This is a genomic window from Paracoccus angustae (genome assembly GCF_042648745.1).
GTDB classification, from domain to species: Bacteria; Pseudomonadota; Alphaproteobacteria; order Rhodobacterales; family Rhodobacteraceae; genus Paracoccus; species Paracoccus angustae.
In genome coordinates, this window is sequence record NZ_JBHRXY010000012.1 from 19,738 (window position 1) to 36,611 (window position 16,874).

At 66.0% G+C, this 16,874-nt stretch carries 17 protein-coding genes; 12 read left to right on the forward strand and 5 right to left on the reverse strand.

Annotation, left to right across the window (positions count from 1 at the left end):
- Positions 1–4: 4 nt before the first annotated feature.
- On the reverse strand, positions 5–484 hold the full coding sequence (locus ACFOM8_RS13995; RefSeq protein WP_377762343.1) for a DUF3576 domain-containing protein: 480 nt from the start codon (positions 482–484) through the stop codon (positions 5–7).
- Between the two features lie 268 nt (positions 485–752).
- On the opposite strand from ACFOM8_RS13995, the gene ACFOM8_RS14000 reads away from it, so the two are divergent.
- The 7 genes from ACFOM8_RS14000 (at position 753) to hspQ (ending at position 7,172) form a co-directional block, all read left to right on the forward strand.
- Entirely contained in the window at positions 753–1,817 is a 1,065-nt protein-coding gene (locus ACFOM8_RS14000) for a porin (RefSeq protein ID WP_377762345.1), read from the forward strand.
- A 69-nt stretch (positions 1,818–1,886) separates the two neighbouring features.
- The gene (locus ACFOM8_RS14005; RefSeq protein WP_377762347.1) at positions 1,887–2,540 is read left to right on the forward strand and encodes a YggS family pyridoxal phosphate-dependent enzyme; all 654 of its coding nucleotides are present in this window, start codon (positions 1,887–1,889) and stop codon (positions 2,538–2,540) included.
- A gap of 87 nt (positions 2,541–2,627) precedes the next feature.
- Positions 2,628–3,776, forward strand: coding sequence for a phosphoserine transaminase (locus ACFOM8_RS14010; RefSeq protein ID WP_377762348.1), 1,149 nt, complete (start codon positions 2,628–2,630; stop codon positions 3,774–3,776).
- A 94-nt stretch (positions 3,777–3,870) separates the two neighbouring features.
- Entirely contained in the window at positions 3,871–5,460 is a 1,590-nt protein-coding gene (gene serA, locus ACFOM8_RS14015) for a phosphoglycerate dehydrogenase (RefSeq protein ID WP_377762350.1), read from the forward strand.
- Positions 5,461–5,516: 56 nt separating this feature from the next.
- A complete protein-coding gene (locus ACFOM8_RS14020) occupies positions 5,517–6,254 on the forward strand; it encodes a metallophosphoesterase (RefSeq protein ID WP_377762352.1) in 738 nt (245 codons plus the stop codon).
- A complete protein-coding gene (locus ACFOM8_RS14025; RefSeq protein WP_377762353.1) occupies positions 6,245–6,709 on the forward strand; it encodes a CreA family protein in 465 nt (154 codons plus the stop codon). Before ACFOM8_RS14020 ends, ACFOM8_RS14025 begins: the two co-directional genes overlap by 10 nt.
- 130 nt (positions 6,710–6,839) lie before the next feature.
- Positions 6,840–7,172, forward strand: a complete 333-nt coding sequence (gene hspQ, locus ACFOM8_RS14030) for a heat shock protein HspQ (RefSeq protein WP_377762355.1) — start codon at positions 6,840–6,842, stop codon at positions 7,170–7,172.
- Here hspQ and ACFOM8_RS14035 read toward each other — a convergent pair.
- Positions 7,165–7,584 (reverse strand): ATP-binding protein, encoded by a 420-nt coding sequence (locus ACFOM8_RS14035; RefSeq protein WP_377762357.1) that lies wholly within the window; start codon positions 7,582–7,584, stop codon positions 7,165–7,167. The two genes, hspQ and ACFOM8_RS14035, sit on opposite strands and share 8 nt — an antisense overlap.
- Before the next feature lie 70 nt (positions 7,585–7,654).
- Positions 7,655–7,981: an STAS domain-containing protein gene (locus ACFOM8_RS14040; RefSeq protein ID WP_377762359.1), complete on the reverse strand. Its 327-nt coding sequence runs from the start codon at positions 7,979–7,981 to the stop codon at positions 7,655–7,657.
- A 274-nt stretch (positions 7,982–8,255) separates the two neighbouring features.
- Here ACFOM8_RS14040 and ACFOM8_RS14045 point away from each other — a divergent pair, with 274 nt between their 5' ends.
- From ACFOM8_RS14045 to ACFOM8_RS14065, 5 genes are all read left to right on the forward strand, one after another.
- A complete protein-coding gene (locus ACFOM8_RS14045; RefSeq protein ID WP_377762361.1) occupies positions 8,256–9,665 on the forward strand; it encodes a circularly permuted type 2 ATP-grasp protein in 1,410 nt (469 codons plus the stop codon).
- Positions 9,666–9,680: 15 nt separating this feature from the next.
- Positions 9,681–10,637 carry an alpha-E domain-containing protein gene (locus ACFOM8_RS14050; RefSeq protein WP_377762362.1) on the forward strand — a complete coding sequence of 319 codons (957 nt, stop codon included), beginning with the start codon at positions 9,681–9,683 and terminating at the stop codon, positions 10,635–10,637.
- A gap of 3 nt (positions 10,638–10,640) precedes the next feature.
- Positions 10,641–11,483: a transglutaminase family protein gene (locus ACFOM8_RS14055; RefSeq protein WP_377762364.1), complete on the forward strand. Its 843-nt coding sequence runs from the start codon at positions 10,641–10,643 to the stop codon at positions 11,481–11,483.
- Positions 11,484–11,592: 109 nt separating this feature from the next.
- Positions 11,593–12,318, forward strand: coding sequence for a peptidase (locus ACFOM8_RS14060; protein ID WP_377762366.1), 726 nt, complete (start codon positions 11,593–11,595; stop codon positions 12,316–12,318).
- Positions 12,319–12,412: 94 nt separating this feature from the next.
- Positions 12,413–14,692: an NADP-dependent malic enzyme gene (locus ACFOM8_RS14065; protein ID WP_377762368.1), complete on the forward strand. Its 2,280-nt coding sequence runs from the start codon at positions 12,413–12,415 to the stop codon at positions 14,690–14,692.
- 22 nt (positions 14,693–14,714) lie between these two features.
- Here ACFOM8_RS14065 and ACFOM8_RS14070 read toward each other — a convergent pair whose 3' ends face one another.
- A complete protein-coding gene (locus tag ACFOM8_RS14070) occupies positions 14,715–15,863 on the reverse strand; it encodes a calcium-binding protein (RefSeq protein WP_377762370.1) in 1,149 nt (382 codons plus the stop codon).
- 23 nt (positions 15,864–15,886) lie between these two features.
- Positions 15,887–16,816, reverse strand: coding sequence for an oxygen-dependent tRNA uridine(34) hydroxylase TrhO (gene trhO, locus ACFOM8_RS14075; protein WP_377762372.1), 930 nt, complete (start codon positions 16,814–16,816; stop codon positions 15,887–15,889).
- Between the last annotated feature and the right edge of the window lie 58 nt (positions 16,817–16,874).

The following is a 16,874-nucleotide window of genomic DNA, read 5'->3' on the forward strand; positions in this document are numbered from 1 at the left end:
ATGGTCAAAGCCGCCCGTCCTGGATCCGCAACTGGCGGGCGCGGGTCAGGATCGCGTCCTCGACCGCGCGCACGGTGCCGGGCTCCACCGCCGCCCCGCCGGGGCCTTGCAGCGACAGCTTCAGGCTGCGCGCGTCCAGCGCCGGATCGGCGATCTTGATGGTGGCGCGATAGGACCGCCCGCCGCCCGGCGGCGTGCCGTAGCCGGTCTGGATGACGCCGGTAAAGGGATCGACGGTCTGCACCGGCAGGAAGTTCAGCACTTCCAGGCTGGCGTTCCAAAGGTACTTGTTCACGCCGACGCTGGTGTTGGGGTTCTCCGAACTGCGGAAGGTGTCCCAGATCGTCGTGCGCCGAACCTCGGGACGCATGTCGGAACCGCCATAGGACGCGCTGTTCCGCGCGCCGGCGTTGCCGCCGCAGGCGGCCAGTCCGGCGCAAAGGGCCGTTGCGATCACCAGGCGCGCGGCTTGTGCGGTCTTCATGCGGTCCCCCGTCCTTGTCGGCGTCTTTCCTGTCGGCGCAAGCCTTAGCGCGGATCGCCCCCGCCCCACAAGCGCCTTGGTCCGGGCGCCGCGGGCGGGCGGCGGGAACGTTCACAAGAAGGTGTGGCCCTTGTGCATCACAGGATCGGCCAAGGCCGGGGGGGCCGCGCGATTCCGTTGCATCGTGAGTGCGGACGGGGGAAACAAGCAGCATACCCAAGGCGGTAATGCCGGTTTGGGCATCAGAGAGACAAGAGGGAACTTGACCATGAAAAAGGCTCTTATCGCCTCCACCGCGCTGGTCCTGACCGCCGGCGCCGCCGCCGCCGACGTGACCATCTCGGGCTACGGCCGCACCGGCGTGATCTATTACGAAGACGGCCTGCAGAACGAGGTGGTTGAAGGCGGCATCCTCCGCAGCGGCAGCGACTCGCAAGTGATCTCGCGCCTGCGGATGAACATCGACGCCGCGACCTCAACTGACCAGGGCGTGGACTTCGGTGCCCGCTTCCGCATCCAGTGGGACCAGAACGGCGACAACTCTGGCGAACTGAACGCCGGCAAGCTGTACGTCACCTCCAGCGGGCTGACCGTTGAAGTCGGCAACGTTGATACCGCGCTTGACTCGGCCGGCCTGATCTACGGTTCGGAACTGGGTTCCTACGACCGCTCGGTCGGCGGCAACGCCCTGGGTTCGTTCTTTGCTTATGAAAGCGAAGCTTACGAAGACGATGACCGCCTGGGCGTCGCGGCGACCTACGCCGTGGAAAACCTGGAAGTCCGCTTCTCGTATGTGGACCCGGATCAGACCGGCCTGAATGAAGATTTCATCCCTGACGATCCGTTTTCGGGTGATGATGAAGAATTCAATGCCAAGGAAGAATTCAGCTTCTCGGTGGACTACACCTGGAACGAGCGCCTGGAACTCTCGGGCGGCTTCGCTTTGAACGGCGCTGGCATTGACGATCACGACGTGTACTTCGTCGGTGCCCGTTACGCGGTCATGGAAAACGCCCGCATCGGCCTGAACTGGATCGACAACGGCGATGCCGGCAGCCTCACCGGCATCAGCAGCGACCCGACCAACCCGAACGTCATCGAAGACTTCGGCAACACCGTCACGCTGTATGGCGACTACACGCTGGCCGACGGCCTGACCAACATCGAAGCCTATATCGCCAACAACAGCGGCGACTGGACGCAGAAGGAAACCGACAACTCGTTCGGTATCGGCGTCAACTACGACCTGGGCGGTGCCCGTCTGGGCGCCTCGCTTCAGCGCGACTACCAAGAGCGCGTGACCGCCGACATGGGCGTGCGCTTCGACTTCTGATCCCCGGATCGGACGTCAAACTCGAGAGCGGGCCTTGCGCCCGCTCTTTTCTTTTTGTCTTGTCGCCGCATGGGGCTGGATGACATCAGGCGCCGCATTGCCGCGGCCGAGGAACGGGCCGGACGCGCGCCGGGCAGCGTCACGCTGATCGCCGTCAGCAAGGTGCAGCCCGAAGGCCGCGTAACCGCCGTGCTGGACGCGGGCCATCGCGTCTTCGGCGAAAACTACGTGCAGGAAGCGCAGGGCAAGTGGCCCGGCTGGCGCGACCGCTGGCCGGGCGTGGAATTGCACATGATCGGCCCGCTGCAATCGAACAAGGCCCGCGCGGCGGTGGATCTGTTCGATGCCATCCATACGCTTGACCGCATGACCCTGGCCCGCAAGCTCGCGCCGCAGATCGCCCAGAAGGGCCGCGGCCCGCGGCTGTTCATCCAGGTCAACACCGGGGACGAGCCGCAAAAGGCCGGGATTCTCGCGGACGAACTGCCGGTCTTCCTGTCCTCCTGCCGCGACCTGGGCCTGTCGCCCCAGGGCCTGATGTGCATCCCGCCCGAGAACCAGGATCCCCTGCCCCATTTCCGTCTGCTGCGCGGCCTGGCCGCCGATCACGGGCTGCCCGATCTGTCCATGGGCATGAGCGCGGATTTCGAGGCGGCGATCGCCGAAGGCGCGACCCATGTCCGCATCGGATCGGCCATCTTCGGCGCGCGCGGCCACGGCTGATTCTTTCTTGCAAAACCCATCCGTCCCGCGTATTCCCGGCGGCGGGACACCCTTCCCCAACGAAGGGCTTTTAGCTGGAAGGCTAGCATGAAAGATCTGACGATCCCGGCCGCGCGCCCGGTCAATCCGCGCTTTTCCTCGGGCCCCTGCGCCAAGATCCCCCATTACAGCCTGGACCTGCTGGCGGACGCTCCGCTTGGCCGCTCGCATCGCGCCGCCGTCGGCAAGGCGAAGCTGGCCGAGGCGATCGAGCTGACGCGCGAGGTCCTGGGCGTTCCCGCCGATTACCGCATCGGCATCGTACCCGGCTCCGACACCGGCGCGGTCGAGATGGCGATGTGGTCCCTGCTGGGCGCCCGCCCGGTCGAGATGCTGGCTTGGGAAAGCTTTGGCGAAGGCTGGGTCACGGATGCCGTCAAGCAGCTGAAGCTGGACGCGACGGTGCGCAAGGCCGACTATGGCAGGATCGTGGATTTCGCGCAGGTCGATTTCGACAAGGATGTCGTGTTCACCTGGAACGGCACCACCAGCGGCGTGCGCGTGCCCAGCGGCGATGCGATCCCCGCCGACCGGGCGGGCCTGACCATCTGCGACGCGACTTCGGCCGCCTTCGCGATGGACCTGCCCTGGGACAAGCTGGATGTGGTCACGTTCAGCTGGCAGAAGGTGCTGGGCGGCGAAGGCGCGCACGGGATGCTGATCCTGTCGCCGCGCGCGGTGGAACGGCTGGAAACCCATACCCCCGCCTGGCCGCTGCCCAAGATCTTCCGCATGACCAAGAACGGCAAGCTGATCGAGGGCATCTTCAAGGGCGAAACGATCAACACGCCCTCGATGCTGGCGGTCGAGGATTACCTGGTCGCGCTGAAATGGGCGCAATCGCTTGGCGGCGTCCGGGCCCTGATCGCGCGGGCCGATGCCAATGCCAAGGCCGTGCGCGACTTCATCGCGGACAAGGACTGGATCGCCGATCTGGCCGCCGATCCGGCCACCGCGTCCAACACCAGCGTCTGCCTGCGCTTCACCGATCCCGCCATCGCCGACGGCGCCGCCTTTGCCAAGGCCGTCGCCAAGCGGCTGGAAAAGGAAGGCGTGGCGCTCGACGCGGGTGCCTATCGCGATGCGCCGGCGGGACTGCGGATCTGGTGCGGCTCGACGGTCGAGACCGGCGATGTCGCGGCCCTGATGCCGTGGATCGAATGGGCCTATCGCGCCGAACTGGCCGCGCAGGAGTGAAGGCCGGGGGCTAGCCCCCGGACCCCCAGGATATTTTCACGAAGATGAACAGCGCCCTTGGGTGAAGGGTGCCGCACAGGAAGGATGAACTGAGATGCCGAAGGTTCTCGTGTCGGACAAGCTGTCGGAAACCGCGGTCCAGATCTTTCGCGACCGCGGGGTCGAGGTCGATTACCTGCCCGACCTGGGCAAGGACAAGGACCGGCTGGCCGCCGTGATCGGGCAGTATGACGGCCTTGCGATCCGCTCTGCGACAAAGGTCACGGAAAAGCTGTTGCAGAATGCCACCAACCTCAAGGTGATCGGCCGCGCCGGGATCGGGGTCGACAACGTGGACATTCCGGCGGCGTCGAAAAAGGGCGTGATCGTGATGAACACGCCCTTCGGCAACAGCGTCACCACAGCCGAACACGCCATCGCCATGATGTTCGCCGTGGCGCGCCAGCTGCCCGAGGCCAGCGCCAGCACCCATGCGGGCAAGTGGGAAAAGAACCGCTTCATGGGGGTCGAGCTGTTCAACAAGACCCTGGGCGTGGTCGGCGCGGGCAACATCGGGTCGATCGTCATCGACCGCGCGTTGGGGTTGCACATGAAGGTGCTGGCCTATGACCCCTTCCTGTCGCCCGAGCGCGCCAAGGAGATCGGCGTGACCAAGGTCGAACTGGACGAGCTGCTGGGCCGCGCGGACTTCATCACCTTCCACGTGCCGCTGACGGAAAAGACGCGCAACATCTTGTCGCGCGAGGCCATCGCCAAGCTGAAGCCGGGCGCGCGCATCATCAACTGCGCCCGCGGCGGCCTGGTGGATGAGGAAGCCCTGGCCGATGCGCTGAAGGAAGGCCGCGTCGCAGGCGCCGCCTTTGACGTCTTCGCGGAGGAACCCGCCACCAACAGCCCGCTGTTCAACCTGCCGAACGTGGTTGTGACTCCGCATCTGGGCGCCTCCACCACCGAGGCCCAGGAGAACGTCGCCCTTCAGGTGGCCGAGCAGATGTCGGACTATCTGCTGACCGGCGCGGTGCAGAACGCGCTGAACATGCCCTCGGTCACGGCCGAGGAAGCCGCCGTCATGGGGCCGTGGATCAAGCTTGCGGGCCATCTGGGCGCCTTCGTGGGCCAGATGACCGAGGAGCCGATCAAGGCGATCAACGTTCTGTACGACGGCGTGGCGGCCACGATGAACCTGAACGCCCTGAACGCATCCGTCATCGCGGGCGTGATGAAGGCCACGAACCCGGACGTGAACATGGTCTCGGCCCCGGTCATGGCCAAGGAACGCGGCGTGCAGGTGGCTACCACCACCCAGGACAAGGCGGGCGTGTTCGAGGGCTATGTCAAGCTGACGGTTGTCACCGACACGCGCGAACGGTCGATCGCGGGCACGGTCTTCAGCGACGGCAAGCCCCGCTTCATCCAGATTCGCGGCATCACCGTCGATGCGGAAGTGGGGGCGCACATGCTTTATACCCGCAACAAGGACGTGCCGGGCGTGATCGGCGCGCTTGGCACGACCTTGGGCGATCTGGGCGTCAACATCGCCAACTTCACCCTGGGCCGGTCGGCGCAGGGCAACGACGCCATCGCGATCCTGTATCTGGACGAGCCGATCAGCGATGCCGCCCTGGCCGCGCTGCAAGCCACCGGCAAATTCCTGCAAGCCCGCCGCTTGCAGTTCGCCGTTTGACGATCCCGCCGCGTCCCCCTAACCAGGGGGCGCGGCTTTCATCAGGCGGGGCGGGGATGCGGCTTTACGTCATCGGCGATGTCCACGGGCATCTGGACCAGTTGAAGGCCGCGCATGAGCGGATTTTCCGCGACGGCGGCCGGAACGCGGTTATCGCCCATGTGGGCGATCTGATCGACCGGGGGCCGGATTCGCGCGGCGTTGTGGAGTATCTGATGACCGGCCAGGCCCAAGGCCGCCCCTGGACAGTGACGCGCGGCAATCACGACCGTTTCCTGCCGCAATACCTGCTGCAACCCGATTGGGTCGATCCGGGCCTCAGTTCCAAGCTGCACTGGACGCTGCATTCCGGCCTGGGCGCGCCCGAGACGCTGCGCTCCTACGGGGTCGATACCGCCCTGGGGCCCGAGCGGATGCTGGCCGAGGCCAAGCGCGCCGTGCCGGCCGATCACGTCAGCTATCTGGCCTCGCTGCCGCTGTATTTCCTTCATCCCCTGGCGCTGGTCGTTCATGCGGGCATCCGGCCCGGCGTCGATCTGCAAGACCAGGTGGAGGAGGACCTGGTCTGGATCCGGCAGGGGTTCCTGAACAGCCCCGTGGATCATGGCCCGCTGGTCGTCCATGGTCACACCGCGATCCAGACGGCGACCCATTACGGCAACCGCCTGAACGTCGACGGCGGCGCGGCCTATGGCCGCCCGCTTTGCGCGGTGGCGATCGAGAAGGGCGCGGTGCATCTTCTGACCGACGAAGGCCGTGTCCACCTGCAACCAGAGAACCTGCCATGCGAATGATCTTTGCCGCGTTGCTGATGCTGCCCGCCCTGGCCCGGGCCGAGGAGATCGCCCAGATCGGCGTGGACTGGATGGGCAATGACATCGTCATCGAGGCCATCGCCGATCCCGAGGTGGGCGGCGTGACCTGCCACCTGGCCTATTTCGAACGATCCGTCCTGGACCGCCTCAGCCAGGGCAACTGGTTCGAGGATCCCTCGAACAGCGCCATCCAGTGCAGCCGCACCGGGCCGGTCGATGTCGGCGCGCTGCGACCGGGCCAGCCCGCCGACGTGTTCAGCGAAGGGCGGTCGCTGTTGTTCAAGTCGCTGCGGGTGAAGCGCATCTACGACGCGGAAAACCGCGTGCTGGTTTATCTGGCCCATGCCAGCGAGCTGGGCGAGGGATCGGCCAAGATGTCGATGTCCACCGTGCCCCTGCTGGCCGAGGACAAGGGCGCTCGGCCCGCCAGGTAAGGCCGTCCGCTGTGGCCCCCGGGTCGCGGCACCCCCGGAAATCGTGCAAATGCTGGTGATCTGGTGGACAGAATCGCCCGGCGGGATTAGAACGCCCGTCAGCCTTGTCCCCAAGCGCAGTGGAACATTCATGCAGGCACATCATCGAATCGCCAAATACGGCCTGGGCCAGGTCGTCCGTCATCGGAACCGGCCGTTCCGCGGGGTGATCTTCGACGTGGACCCCGAATTCGCGAACACCCAGGAATGGTACGATTCGATCCCCGAAGACGCGCGCCCGGCCAAGGACCAGCCCTTCTACCACCTTTACGCCGAAACCGAGGCGACCTATTACGTCGCCTATGTCTCGGAACAGAACCTGATGCCCGACCAGTCGGGCGAGCCCCTGGACCATCCCGAAGTGGTCGAGATGTTCGGCGATTTCGAGGACGGGCGCTATCCGCTGATGGGTCTGCTCAACTGACCTGGTGATAGGGCACGGTGAAGGCCAGGCAGTTGCGGTGGTCTTCGCGATAATAGCACAGCGACTGCGTCAGCCCCTGGATCAGGAACCAGCCGAAGCCGCCTTCCGGAAGATCCAGCGGATCCAGCGCGGGCAGGCCGCGCGGCTTCAGGCAGTCGGCGGGCAGCTTGCCGCCATCGTCGGTGATCGCGCAGGACAGGCCGCCGTCCTGCATGACGATGCACAGGTGCATGCACCCGGCCCCCACCCCCTGGGTGGCGGCATGTTCGGCCACGTTGTTCATCACCTCGGCCAGGACCAGCTCCAGCCGGCCCAACGCATCGGCATCGACCGCCTCCGCGAAGCGGTTGCGCAGGTCCACCAGGGTCTTGCGGACCTCGTGGGGGTCGGCATGCAGGACGCGGTGGAACATCGGCTGCGATCTGGTCGCGGAACGGGGTTGCGGGCCGGCATTCTGCCGTTCGGTATGGGACATCGTTACTCTACTCCTGTTGGGGGACGGCGGGGCGGATGTCGAAAACAGTGTCCATCCGCGTCAGCCGGAACACGCGTTCCACATTGGGGGTCAGCCCTTCCAGAACCAGCGGAAGGGCCTCGGGCAGGGCCTTGCGCACCGCGATCATCGCGCCCAGGCCCGAGCTGTCCATGAAATCGACCCGGCGCATGTCCAGCCGGACGGGCTTTTTCCCGCGCAGCACGATCTCGCGCAGGCGGTCCTTGAACCGGGTGGCGATGGCCGCGTCGATGCGCGCATCCTCGACCGTGATGATCATGTGGTCTTCGGTTTCGTTGACGATCAGTGTCGGCATTCTGTTCCCCTGCTTCCCATGACCAGCCCTAGGGCAAAAAGGTTACCATCCCGTAAGCGCCGCCGCCGCGGCCCGCCCCGGCCAGGCATTGATGACGCCCTGCCCAAAACTTCGGCACGGCCCGCCGCCGCCGCTTCCGTTTGCCTGCGTTCCGCCCTGATCCTGCGGAACTTTCGCGCAGAAACCGCCATTCCCCTGTGGACTTGGCAAAAACCGTCTCCGATCATCAGGGGGAAGAAGGCCTGCGAAGGGTCCGGTGTCAGCGGGTGGACTCATGACGTATTACAACGAGATGTTCGAGGGATCGCGGGTCCGCGAACCCTATGCGCGGCTCAGCCAATGGGTCGAGACGATGCCCGCCGATTTCCGGCAGATGAAGCAGGCCGAGGCCGAGGCCCTGTTCCGCCGCATCGGCATCACCTTCGCCGTCTATGGCGAGGGCGGCGACCCGGACCGGCTGATCCCCTTCGACATGATGCCCCGCGTCTTCGAGCAGGCCGAATGGCGCCGCCTGGAACGCGGCATCAAGCAGCGGGCCCGCGCCCTGAACGCGTTCCTGCGCGACGTTTACGGCCGGGCCGAGATCGTGCGCGCGGGCCGCATCCCCGCCCGGCTGGTTTACCAGAACGAGGCTTATGAAAAGGCCGTGGTGGGCGTCGTGCCCCCGCGCGGGGTTTATTCCCACATCATCGGCATCGACCTGGTGCGCACCGCCAAGGACCAGTTCTACGTGCTGGAGGACAACTGCCGCACCCCTTCGGGCGTCAGCTACATGCTGGAAAACCGCGAGATCATGATGCGGATGTTCCCCGGCCTGTTCCGGGGCAACCGGATCGAGCCGGTGGACCAGTATCCCGATCTGCTGCGCCGCACGCTGGAATCGGTCGCCCCCGCCAAGTGCCACGACCGGCCCACCTGCGTGGTTCTGACGCCGGGCCATTTCAACAGCGCCTATTACGAGCACAGCTTCCTTGCGAACCTCATGGGCGTCGAACTGGTCGAAGGGGCCGATCTGTTCGTGGACGGCGAATTCGTCTACATGCGCACGACCCAGGGGCCGAAGCGCGTCGATGTGATCTACCGCCGGATCGACGACCCGTTCCTGGATCCCCTGTGCTTCCGCCCCGATTCGATGCTGGGCGTGCCGGGGCTGATGGATGTCTATCGGTCCGGGGGCGTGTCGATCTGTTCGGCCCCGGGCGCGGGCGTGGCCGACGACAAGGCGATCTATACCTTTGTGCCGGAAATGGTCCGCTTCTATCTGGGCGAGGAACCCTTGCTCCAGAACGTCCAGACCTGGACGCTGTGGAAGAACGACGACTACCGGTACGTCATGGAGAACCTGCCCGACCTGGTGGTGAAGGAGGTCCACGGGTCGGGCGGCTACGGGATGCTGGTCGGCCCGAAGTCCACCAGGGAGGAGATCGAGGCCTTTCGCGCCAAGATCGAGGCCGATCCCGGCAACTACATCGCCCAGCCGACGCTGGCCTTGTCCACCTGCCCCACCTTTGTCGCCGAAGGCCTGGCGCCCCGCCACGTGGACCTGCGGCCCTATTGCCTGTGCGGCGACCGGATCGAGCTTGTGCCGGGCGGGCTGACCCGCGTGGCATTGCGCGAAGGCAGCCTTGTCGTGAACTCGTCTCAGGGCGGGGGCGTCAAGGACACCTGGGTCCTGTCGGAATAAAAGGGGGTAACGCTCATGCTCAGCCGCACCGCCGCCAACCTGTTCTGGATGGGCCGCCACCTGGAACGCGCCGACACCGCCGCCCGTCTGCTGGACGTGGGCCACCGCATCACGCTGCTGCCCAACACCGCCTCGGGCTATCAGAACGAATGGAACTCGCTGTTGCAGGCGTCCGGCACCGCCAACCTGTTCGCCGAGAAATACGGCGAGATCAGCCAGGAGAACATCGAGGAGTTCATCTTCTTCGACCGCCAGAACCCGTCGTCGGTCCTGTCCTGCGTCGAAAAGGCGCGCGAGGCGGGGCGCATCGTGCGCACCGCGCTGACCAGCCAGGTCTGGGACGCGCTGAACGTCGCCTATCAGGATCTGCGCAGGCTTGAACGCACGCCGCGCGACAAGCTGGACACGGGGTCGCTGACGGATTTCACCACCAGCCACACCTCGACCGTCAGGGGCGCGATCAACGCCACCCAACTGCGCAACGACGGCTGGCATTTCATGAACCTGGGCTATGGCCTGGAACGGGCTGACGCCACCGCGCGCCTTCTGGACGTGAAATACTATGTGCTTCTGCCCCGGATCGAGTTCGTGGGATCGGGGCTGGACACCTATCAATGGCAGGTGATCCTGCGCGCCTTGTCGGCGCACCGCGCCTATCACTGGGCTTATGGCGGCGACATCACGGCGGCCCGCGTGGCGGATTTCCTGATCCTGAACGGCGAAAGCCCGCGGTCGCTGATCACCTCGCTTTACGAGGCGGTGTGGAACCTGGAAGGCATCGCCAAGCGATACGGAGAAACGGTGCCAACCAATGCGCGGGACAAGGCGCGCGAGGTGCTGGGCCGCTTGCAGGCCCATGACATCGACATGATCTTCGACGAAGGTCTGCACGAGTTCCTGACCTGGTTCATCGGCGAGATCGGCACGATCTCGACCCTGGTGCACGAGGATTACCTGCTGGGGGGATCGTAAGGGATGAAGCTGCGCATCGTTCACCAGACGGTTTACCGTTACGACCGGCCGGTCAGAAACCTGGTCCAAAGCCTGCGCCTGACGCCCTCGGTCTTCGAAGGGCAGCGGGCCCATGACTGGGTGATCGAGGTCGGCGGCGGCATCCGCGGCCCCGGTTTCCGCGACGGCGCCGGCGACTGGATCGAGGGCTGGACCGTGCGCGGCCCCACCGAGGAGGTGACAGTCGCCGTCACCGGCCGGATCGAGACGCGCGACACCGCGGGCGTCCTGCGCGGCCACCGCGAGCTGATCCACCCCCTGGCCTATGGGCGCGGCACGGCGGCGACCAGGGCCGATGCGGCGCTGCGGGAATTGGCCGCATCGGTCACGGAGGCCGCGGATTCGCTGGATCTGGCCCACAGGCTGTCCGCCGCCGTGTCGGACGCCATCGCCTATGCCCCCGGCCGGACGGAATTCCACACCACCGCGGCCGAGGCCTTGGCGCAGGGCGAAGGCGTCTGCCAAGACCATGCCCATGCCCTGATCAGCGTCGCCCGCCTGCGCGGCCTGCCCGCGCGCTATGTCTCGGGCTACCTGCAAGCCGCCGCAGCAGGCGAGGCGCATGAGGCCGCCCATGCCTGGGCCGAGATCCATGTGGACCGCCTGGGTTGGGTGGGCTTCGATCCGGCGAACCGCTGCTGCCCCGACGAACGCTATGTCCGGCTGGGGTCGGGGCTGGATGCGTCCGACGCGGCTCCGATCCGGGGGATCGCCGCGGGCCAGGGCGCCGAGACGCTGGATGTCGCGGTGAATGTCGAGGACGTGGAACGCCTCCAGACGCAGAGCCAGAGCCAGACGCAAAGCTAGCCGGGCGCGCTTCGCCCCGGGGGAGATCTGGACAAAGGCGAAAGGCGGATTGCGACCGGACCGCGCGGCCATTAGATTGCGGCGCGACCATCATGGGGAAGACGCGGCCATGACCTATTGCGTCGGCTTGAAGCTGAATGCCGGACTGGTGCTGCTGTCGGACACGCGCACCAATGCCGGGCTGGACAACATTGCCTGCTATCGCAAGATGTTCTTCTTCGAACAGCCGGGCGAACGCGCCATCGTGGTGATGACCGCCGGGTCGCTGTCGGTCACGCAGACCACGCTGGCCCGCCTGGCCGAGGCCATCCATGATGAGATGGCGGACGAGACGACCTCGATCATGAAGGCGCAGACCATGTTGCAGGTCGCCACGATCATCGGCGACACCCTGTCGCGCACGCGTCGGGAGATCGCCGAACAGTGCCGCGACCTGCGCCAGCAGGCCTCGGCCTCCATGATCGTTGCGGGCCAGCGCTGCGGCGGCGACATGCGGATGTATCTGATCTATCCCGAAGGCAATTTCATCGAGGCGACCGAGGACACGCCCTTTTTGCAGATCGGCGAACACAAATACGGCAAGCCCATCCTGGACCGCGTGGTGACGCCCGCGACCAGCCTGGCCGATGCGCAGAAAGCCGTGCTGCTGTCGATGGATTCGACGCTGCGGTCGAACCTGTCGGTCGGAATGCCCCTGGATCTGGCGATCATCGAAAAGGACGCCTGCGCCGTCACCACCCGCCGCCGGATCGGAGACGGCGACGCCGACTTCGCCCGGATGAGCGCGGCCTGGTCCGCCGCCCTGCGCGAGAGCTTCGTCAAGGTCAGCATGTGACCCGTCCGATTGCGCAACACAGCCTTGCCCGCGAAGCCTGTTGAGCCAGCGGTGACGCGACGTTAAACGGGATCACCAGTCCCGGAGAAGCACCATGGCCGACAAGACCCCCCGCAGCGCCCGCATCACCCCCGAGGAGGCCCTGGCCTATCACATGGAGCCGCGCCCGGGGAAATTCGACGTGGTGGCATCCACCCCCATGGCGACGCAGCGCGACCTGTCGCTGGCCTATTCGCCGGGCGTCGCGGTGCCCGTCCAGGCCATCGCCGACCGGCCCGAAACGGCCTATGATTACACCACCAAGGGCAACATGGTGGCCGTGATTTCCAACGGAACGGCGATCCTGGGAATGGGGAACCTGGGCGCGCTGGCCTCGAAGCCGGTGATGGAGGGCAAGGCGGTGCTGTTCAAGCGGTTCGCCGACGTGAACGCCATCGACATCGAGCTGGACACCGAGGACGCGGACGAGTTCGTCAACGCCGTGCGCCTGATGGGACCGACCTTCGGCGGCATCAACCTCGAGGACATCAAGGCGCCCGAATGCTTCATCATCGAGCAGCGCCTGAAGGAAATGATGGACATTCCGGTCTTTCACGACGACCAGCACGGCACGGCGGTGATCTGCGCTGCGGGCCTGCTGAACGCGCTGGAACTTTCGGGCAAGAAGATCGAGGACGTGAAGATCGTCCTGAACGGCGCGGGCGCCGCCGGGATCGCCTGCCTGGAACTGCTGAAGTCGATGGGCGCGCGGCATGAAAACTGCATCATGGCCGACACCAAGGGCGTCATCTGGCAGGGCCGGACCGAGGGGATGAACCAGTGGAAATCGGCCCATGCGGTCGCGACCGAGGCGCGCACGCTGGAGGACGCCCTGCGCGGCGCCGACGTGTTCCTGGGCGTGTCGGCCAAGGGCGCGGTGACGCAGGCCATGGTGGAAAGCATGGCCGACAACCCGGTGATCTTCGCGATGGCCAATCCCGACCCCGAGATCACGCCCGAGGACGCCCATGCCGTCCGCCCCGACGCCATCGTCGCCACCGGGCGCAGCGACTATCCGAACCAGGTCAACAACGTCCTGGGCTTTCCCTACCTGTTCCGGGGCGCGCTGGACATCCATGCCCGCGCCATCAACGACGAGATGAAGATCGCCTGCGCCGAGGCGCTGGCCGCCCTTGCGCGCGAGGATGTGCCCGACGAGGTGGCGGTGGCCTATGGCCGCAAGCTGCAATTCGGCCGCGACTACATCATCCCGACGCCCTTCGATCCGCGCCTGATCCATGTCGTGCCGCCCGCGGTGGCGCGCGCGGGCATGGACACCGGCGTGGCCCGCCGCCCGATCATCGACATGGAGGGTTATGTCCAGTCGCTGAAGAACCGCATGGATCCGACCGCCGCCATCCTGCAAGGCATCCATGCCCGCGCCCGCCAAAGCCAGGCGCGCATGATCTTTGCCGAAGGCGACGACCCCCGCGTGCTGCGCGCCGCCGTCGCCTGGCAGCGCGGCGGCATGGGCCAGGCCCTGGTCGTGGGCCGCGAGGCCGATGTGAAGGAAAAGCTGGAAACGGCGGGCCTGGGCGACGCGGTGCGCGAACTGACGGTGGTGAACGCCGCCAATTCCCGGCATCTGGATGCGTATCACGAGTTCCTTTACGCCCGCCTGCAACGCAAGGGCGTGGACCGCGAGGACGCGCACAAGCTGGCCAACCGCGACCGCCATGTCTTTGCCGCCCTGATGCTGGCGCATGGCCATGGCGACGGGCTTGTCACCGGCGCGACCCGCAAGAACGCCCCGGTGCTGGCGCAACTGGGCAAGGTCTTCGACCTGCGCCCGCAGGACGGGGCCGTCGGCGTGTCCGCCGTCCTGCACAAGGGCCGGATCGTGCTGATCGGCGACACCCTGGTCCATGAATGGCCCGAAGCCGAGGATCTGGCCGACATCGCCACCCGCGGCGCCGCCGTGGCGCGCGGCCTGGGGCTTGAACCCCGCGTGGCCTTTCTGTCCTTCTCGAACTTCGGCTATCCGGTCAGCGAACGCGCGATCAAGATGGCCGAGGCGCCCAAGGTCCTGGACCGCCGCGGCGTCGATTTCGAATACGAGGGCGAGATGACCGTGGATGTGGCGCTGAACATGGACTCGGCCGCGCGCTATCCCTTCAGCCGCCTGACAGGGCCTGCCAATGTGCTGGTCGTGCCCGCGCGCCATTCGGCGTCCATCAGCGTCAAGCTGATGCAGGAAATGGCGGGCGCCACGGTGATCGGCCCGATCCTGACCGGCGTGCCGCAGCCGATCCAGATCTGTTCCACCACCTCGACCGTGAACGACATCCTGAACATGGCGGCGATCTCGGCAGGCGGATTGGGAACGGGGCGGTAAGGGGCGCCCCGCCCCTGGGTCATCAGGTAAAAACGAAATCCTCGGGCCCAAGCCGGGCGTGATCGACATTCGTCAGGATGACGGTCACGTCGCCGAAGGCGATCCGGGCATCCGCGCCGATGTCGGCAATCCTGACCTGCCCGAAGGCTTCGGCCCCGCCGCTGATGACGATGCGGTCAAGCCCGTCCTGATAATCCGCGATCCGGTCGGCACCGTCGCCCCTGGCAAACAGGAACTGATCCGCGCCGATCCCGCCAGCCAGCGTATCGGCCCCGGTTCCGCCCTGGAGGCGGTCGTTGCCTGCCTGCCCCAGCAGGCGGTCGTTGCCCGCCATGCCCACGAGCGCGTCATTGCCCGTCCCCGCCGTCAAGGTGTTCGCCAGTCCGTTGCCGACGATCCGGTCATTGCCCGCGCCGGTCACGACGTTTTCGACATTGCGGATGGTGTCCAGTCCCAGGCCGGCGTTCTGAGCGGCAACCTTCGAAAGATTGACCGAAACGGCCAGGCTGGCCGCGAAGCGGATCGTGTCCGTGCCCGCTCCGCCATCGAGGGTGTCGTTGCCCAGTCCACCCTCCAGGGTGTCGGCACCACGGCCACCTGACAGACTATTGTTGCCAGCATTGCCGACGATCAGGTTGGAAAGCCCATTGCCGGTGCCGTTGATCGCGGCCTTGCCTTGCAAAAGAAGGTTTTCCAGATTGGCGCCCAGGGTCCAGCTGACCCAGGCGTTCACCTGATCGGCAGGATTCGGGTCGTTGTCGTAGTAAGGACTGTAAATCTCGGTTATTTCGTCACGCAGATGATTGACAACGTAGGTGTCGCCGCCATCGCCGCCAGTCATCGTGTCTATGCCCTGGCCGCCGTCCAGAAGTCCGCCCGCGTCGCCTCCGATGATCCGGTCATTTCCAGCGCCTCCCCGAAGGATTGAATAATCCCCTATCCAAGCATCCAGGACGTCATTGCCGTCGCCGCCATCCAGCAGGTTGGTTTCAGCGCCACCTCGCAAGGTGTCATTTCCCGCATCCCCGAAAATTTTGTTGCCGTGCAGAAACGCGCCCGACAGTTCGTCATCTCCGGCGTATCCGTGCATTTGAACCACATCGCCATACGGAAACACATTGTCTGCCTTGAGACGGTTGTTCCCTGTAGTACCCTTGTAAATCAGCGCCATTGCAAACCCCGTTTGGAATCACGTCAAGGCGTACAGGGACTTTCTCGACCTGGCGAGAGGACAATTCCTTCGAACTTCAACTCGCCCCGCGCGACCTGCCGCTGCCGTTCCCGGAACCGCGCCCGGTCAGCCTCGTCGTATTCCCCGACGCAACAATGGCAACAAACGCCTTCCTCGTATTCCGGCCGCTCGCGGTCCTCGGGGGCCAGGGGGCGGCGGCAGGCGTGGCAGAGGCCATGGCGGCCCTGCTGCAAGCCGTGGGTCAGGCTGACGCGCCCGTCGAAGACGAAACACTCGCCCTGCCACAGGCTGTCCCGTGCGGGCACGTCCTCCAGGTATTTCAGGATCCCGCCTTTCAGGTGGAACACGTCGCCCACGCCCTGCGACAGCAGCCAGTTCGTCGATTTCTCGCAGCGGATGCCGCCGGTGCAGAACATGGCGATGCGCTTGCCCGCGAAGCGGTCCGCATTGGCCCGCCACCATGCCGGAAAGTCGCGGAAGCTGCGGGTGCCCGGATCGACGGCGCCGGCGAAACTGCCGATGGCGACCTCGTAATCATTGCGGGTGTCGATCACCGCCACGTCGGGCGCGGTGATCAGCGCGTTCCAGTCGGCGGGCTCGACATAGTGACCGACCGAGGCGCGGGGATCGACATCGGGCTGGCCCATCGTCACGATCTCGCGTTTCAGACGCACCTTCATCTTGCCGAAGGGCATGGCGTCCGCCGCGCTTTCCTTCCATTCCAGCCCCGCGCAGCCCGGCAGGGCCCGGATATGGGCCAGCACCGCGTCGATGCCCCGCCGCGTCCCGGCGATGGTGCCGTTGATCCCCTCGGCCGCAAGCAGCAGCGTGCCGCGAACGCCATGGGCGCAGGCCGTCCGGGCCAGCGGACCTTTCAGTGCGGCAGGGTCGGCAAAGCGGGTAAAGTGATACAGCGCGGCAACGGTCAGCATGGGCGCGGCCTTAGCCAGCAATGCCCGGTCTTGCAAGCCATTGACCCCAGGGCGCGCA

Excerpts from the sequence above, each read along its gene's own strand:
- ACFOM8_RS14065 (WP_377762368.1), top strand. The coding sequence starts at position 12,413 with ATGGCCGACAAGACCCCCCGCAGCGCCCGCATCACCCCCGAGGAGGCC.
- ACFOM8_RS14070 (WP_377762370.1), bottom strand. The coding sequence starts at position 15,863 with ATGGCGCTGATTTACAAGGGTACTACAGGGAACAACCGTCTCAAGGCA.
- ACFOM8_RS14000 (WP_377762345.1), top strand. The coding sequence starts at position 753 with ATGAAAAAGGCTCTTATCGCCTCCACCGCGCTGGTCCTGACCGCCGGC.
- serA (WP_377762350.1), top strand. The coding sequence starts at position 3,871 with ATGCCGAAGGTTCTCGTGTCGGACAAGCTGTCGGAAACCGCGGTCCAG.
- ACFOM8_RS14045 (WP_377762361.1), top strand. The coding sequence starts at position 8,256 with ATGACGTATTACAACGAGATGTTCGAGGGATCGCGGGTCCGCGAACCC.
- ACFOM8_RS14060 (WP_377762366.1), top strand. The coding sequence starts at position 11,593 with ATGACCTATTGCGTCGGCTTGAAGCTGAATGCCGGACTGGTGCTGCTG.
- ACFOM8_RS14020 (WP_377762352.1), top strand. The coding sequence starts at position 5,517 with ATGCGGCTTTACGTCATCGGCGATGTCCACGGGCATCTGGACCAGTTG.
- ACFOM8_RS14055 (WP_377762364.1), top strand. The coding sequence starts at position 10,641 with ATGAAGCTGCGCATCGTTCACCAGACGGTTTACCGTTACGACCGGCCG.
- ACFOM8_RS14040 (WP_377762359.1), bottom strand. The coding sequence starts at position 7,981 with ATGCCGACACTGATCGTCAACGAAACCGAAGACCACATGATCATCACG.
- ACFOM8_RS14005 (WP_377762347.1), top strand. The coding sequence starts at position 1,887 with ATGGGGCTGGATGACATCAGGCGCCGCATTGCCGCGGCCGAGGAACGG.
- hspQ (WP_377762355.1), top strand. The coding sequence starts at position 6,840 with ATGCAGGCACATCATCGAATCGCCAAATACGGCCTGGGCCAGGTCGTC.
- ACFOM8_RS13995 (WP_377762343.1), bottom strand. The coding sequence starts at position 484 with ATGAAGACCGCACAAGCCGCGCGCCTGGTGATCGCAACGGCCCTTTGC.
- ACFOM8_RS14025 (WP_377762353.1), top strand. The coding sequence starts at position 6,245 with ATGCGAATGATCTTTGCCGCGTTGCTGATGCTGCCCGCCCTGGCCCGG.
- ACFOM8_RS14035 (WP_377762357.1), bottom strand. The coding sequence starts at position 7,584 with ATGTTCCACCGCGTCCTGCATGCCGACCCCCACGAGGTCCGCAAGACC.
- trhO (WP_377762372.1), bottom strand. The coding sequence starts at position 16,816 with ATGCTGACCGTTGCCGCGCTGTATCACTTTACCCGCTTTGCCGACCCT.
- ACFOM8_RS14010 (WP_377762348.1), top strand. The coding sequence starts at position 2,628 with ATGAAAGATCTGACGATCCCGGCCGCGCGCCCGGTCAATCCGCGCTTT.
- ACFOM8_RS14050 (WP_377762362.1), top strand. The coding sequence starts at position 9,681 with ATGCTCAGCCGCACCGCCGCCAACCTGTTCTGGATGGGCCGCCACCTG.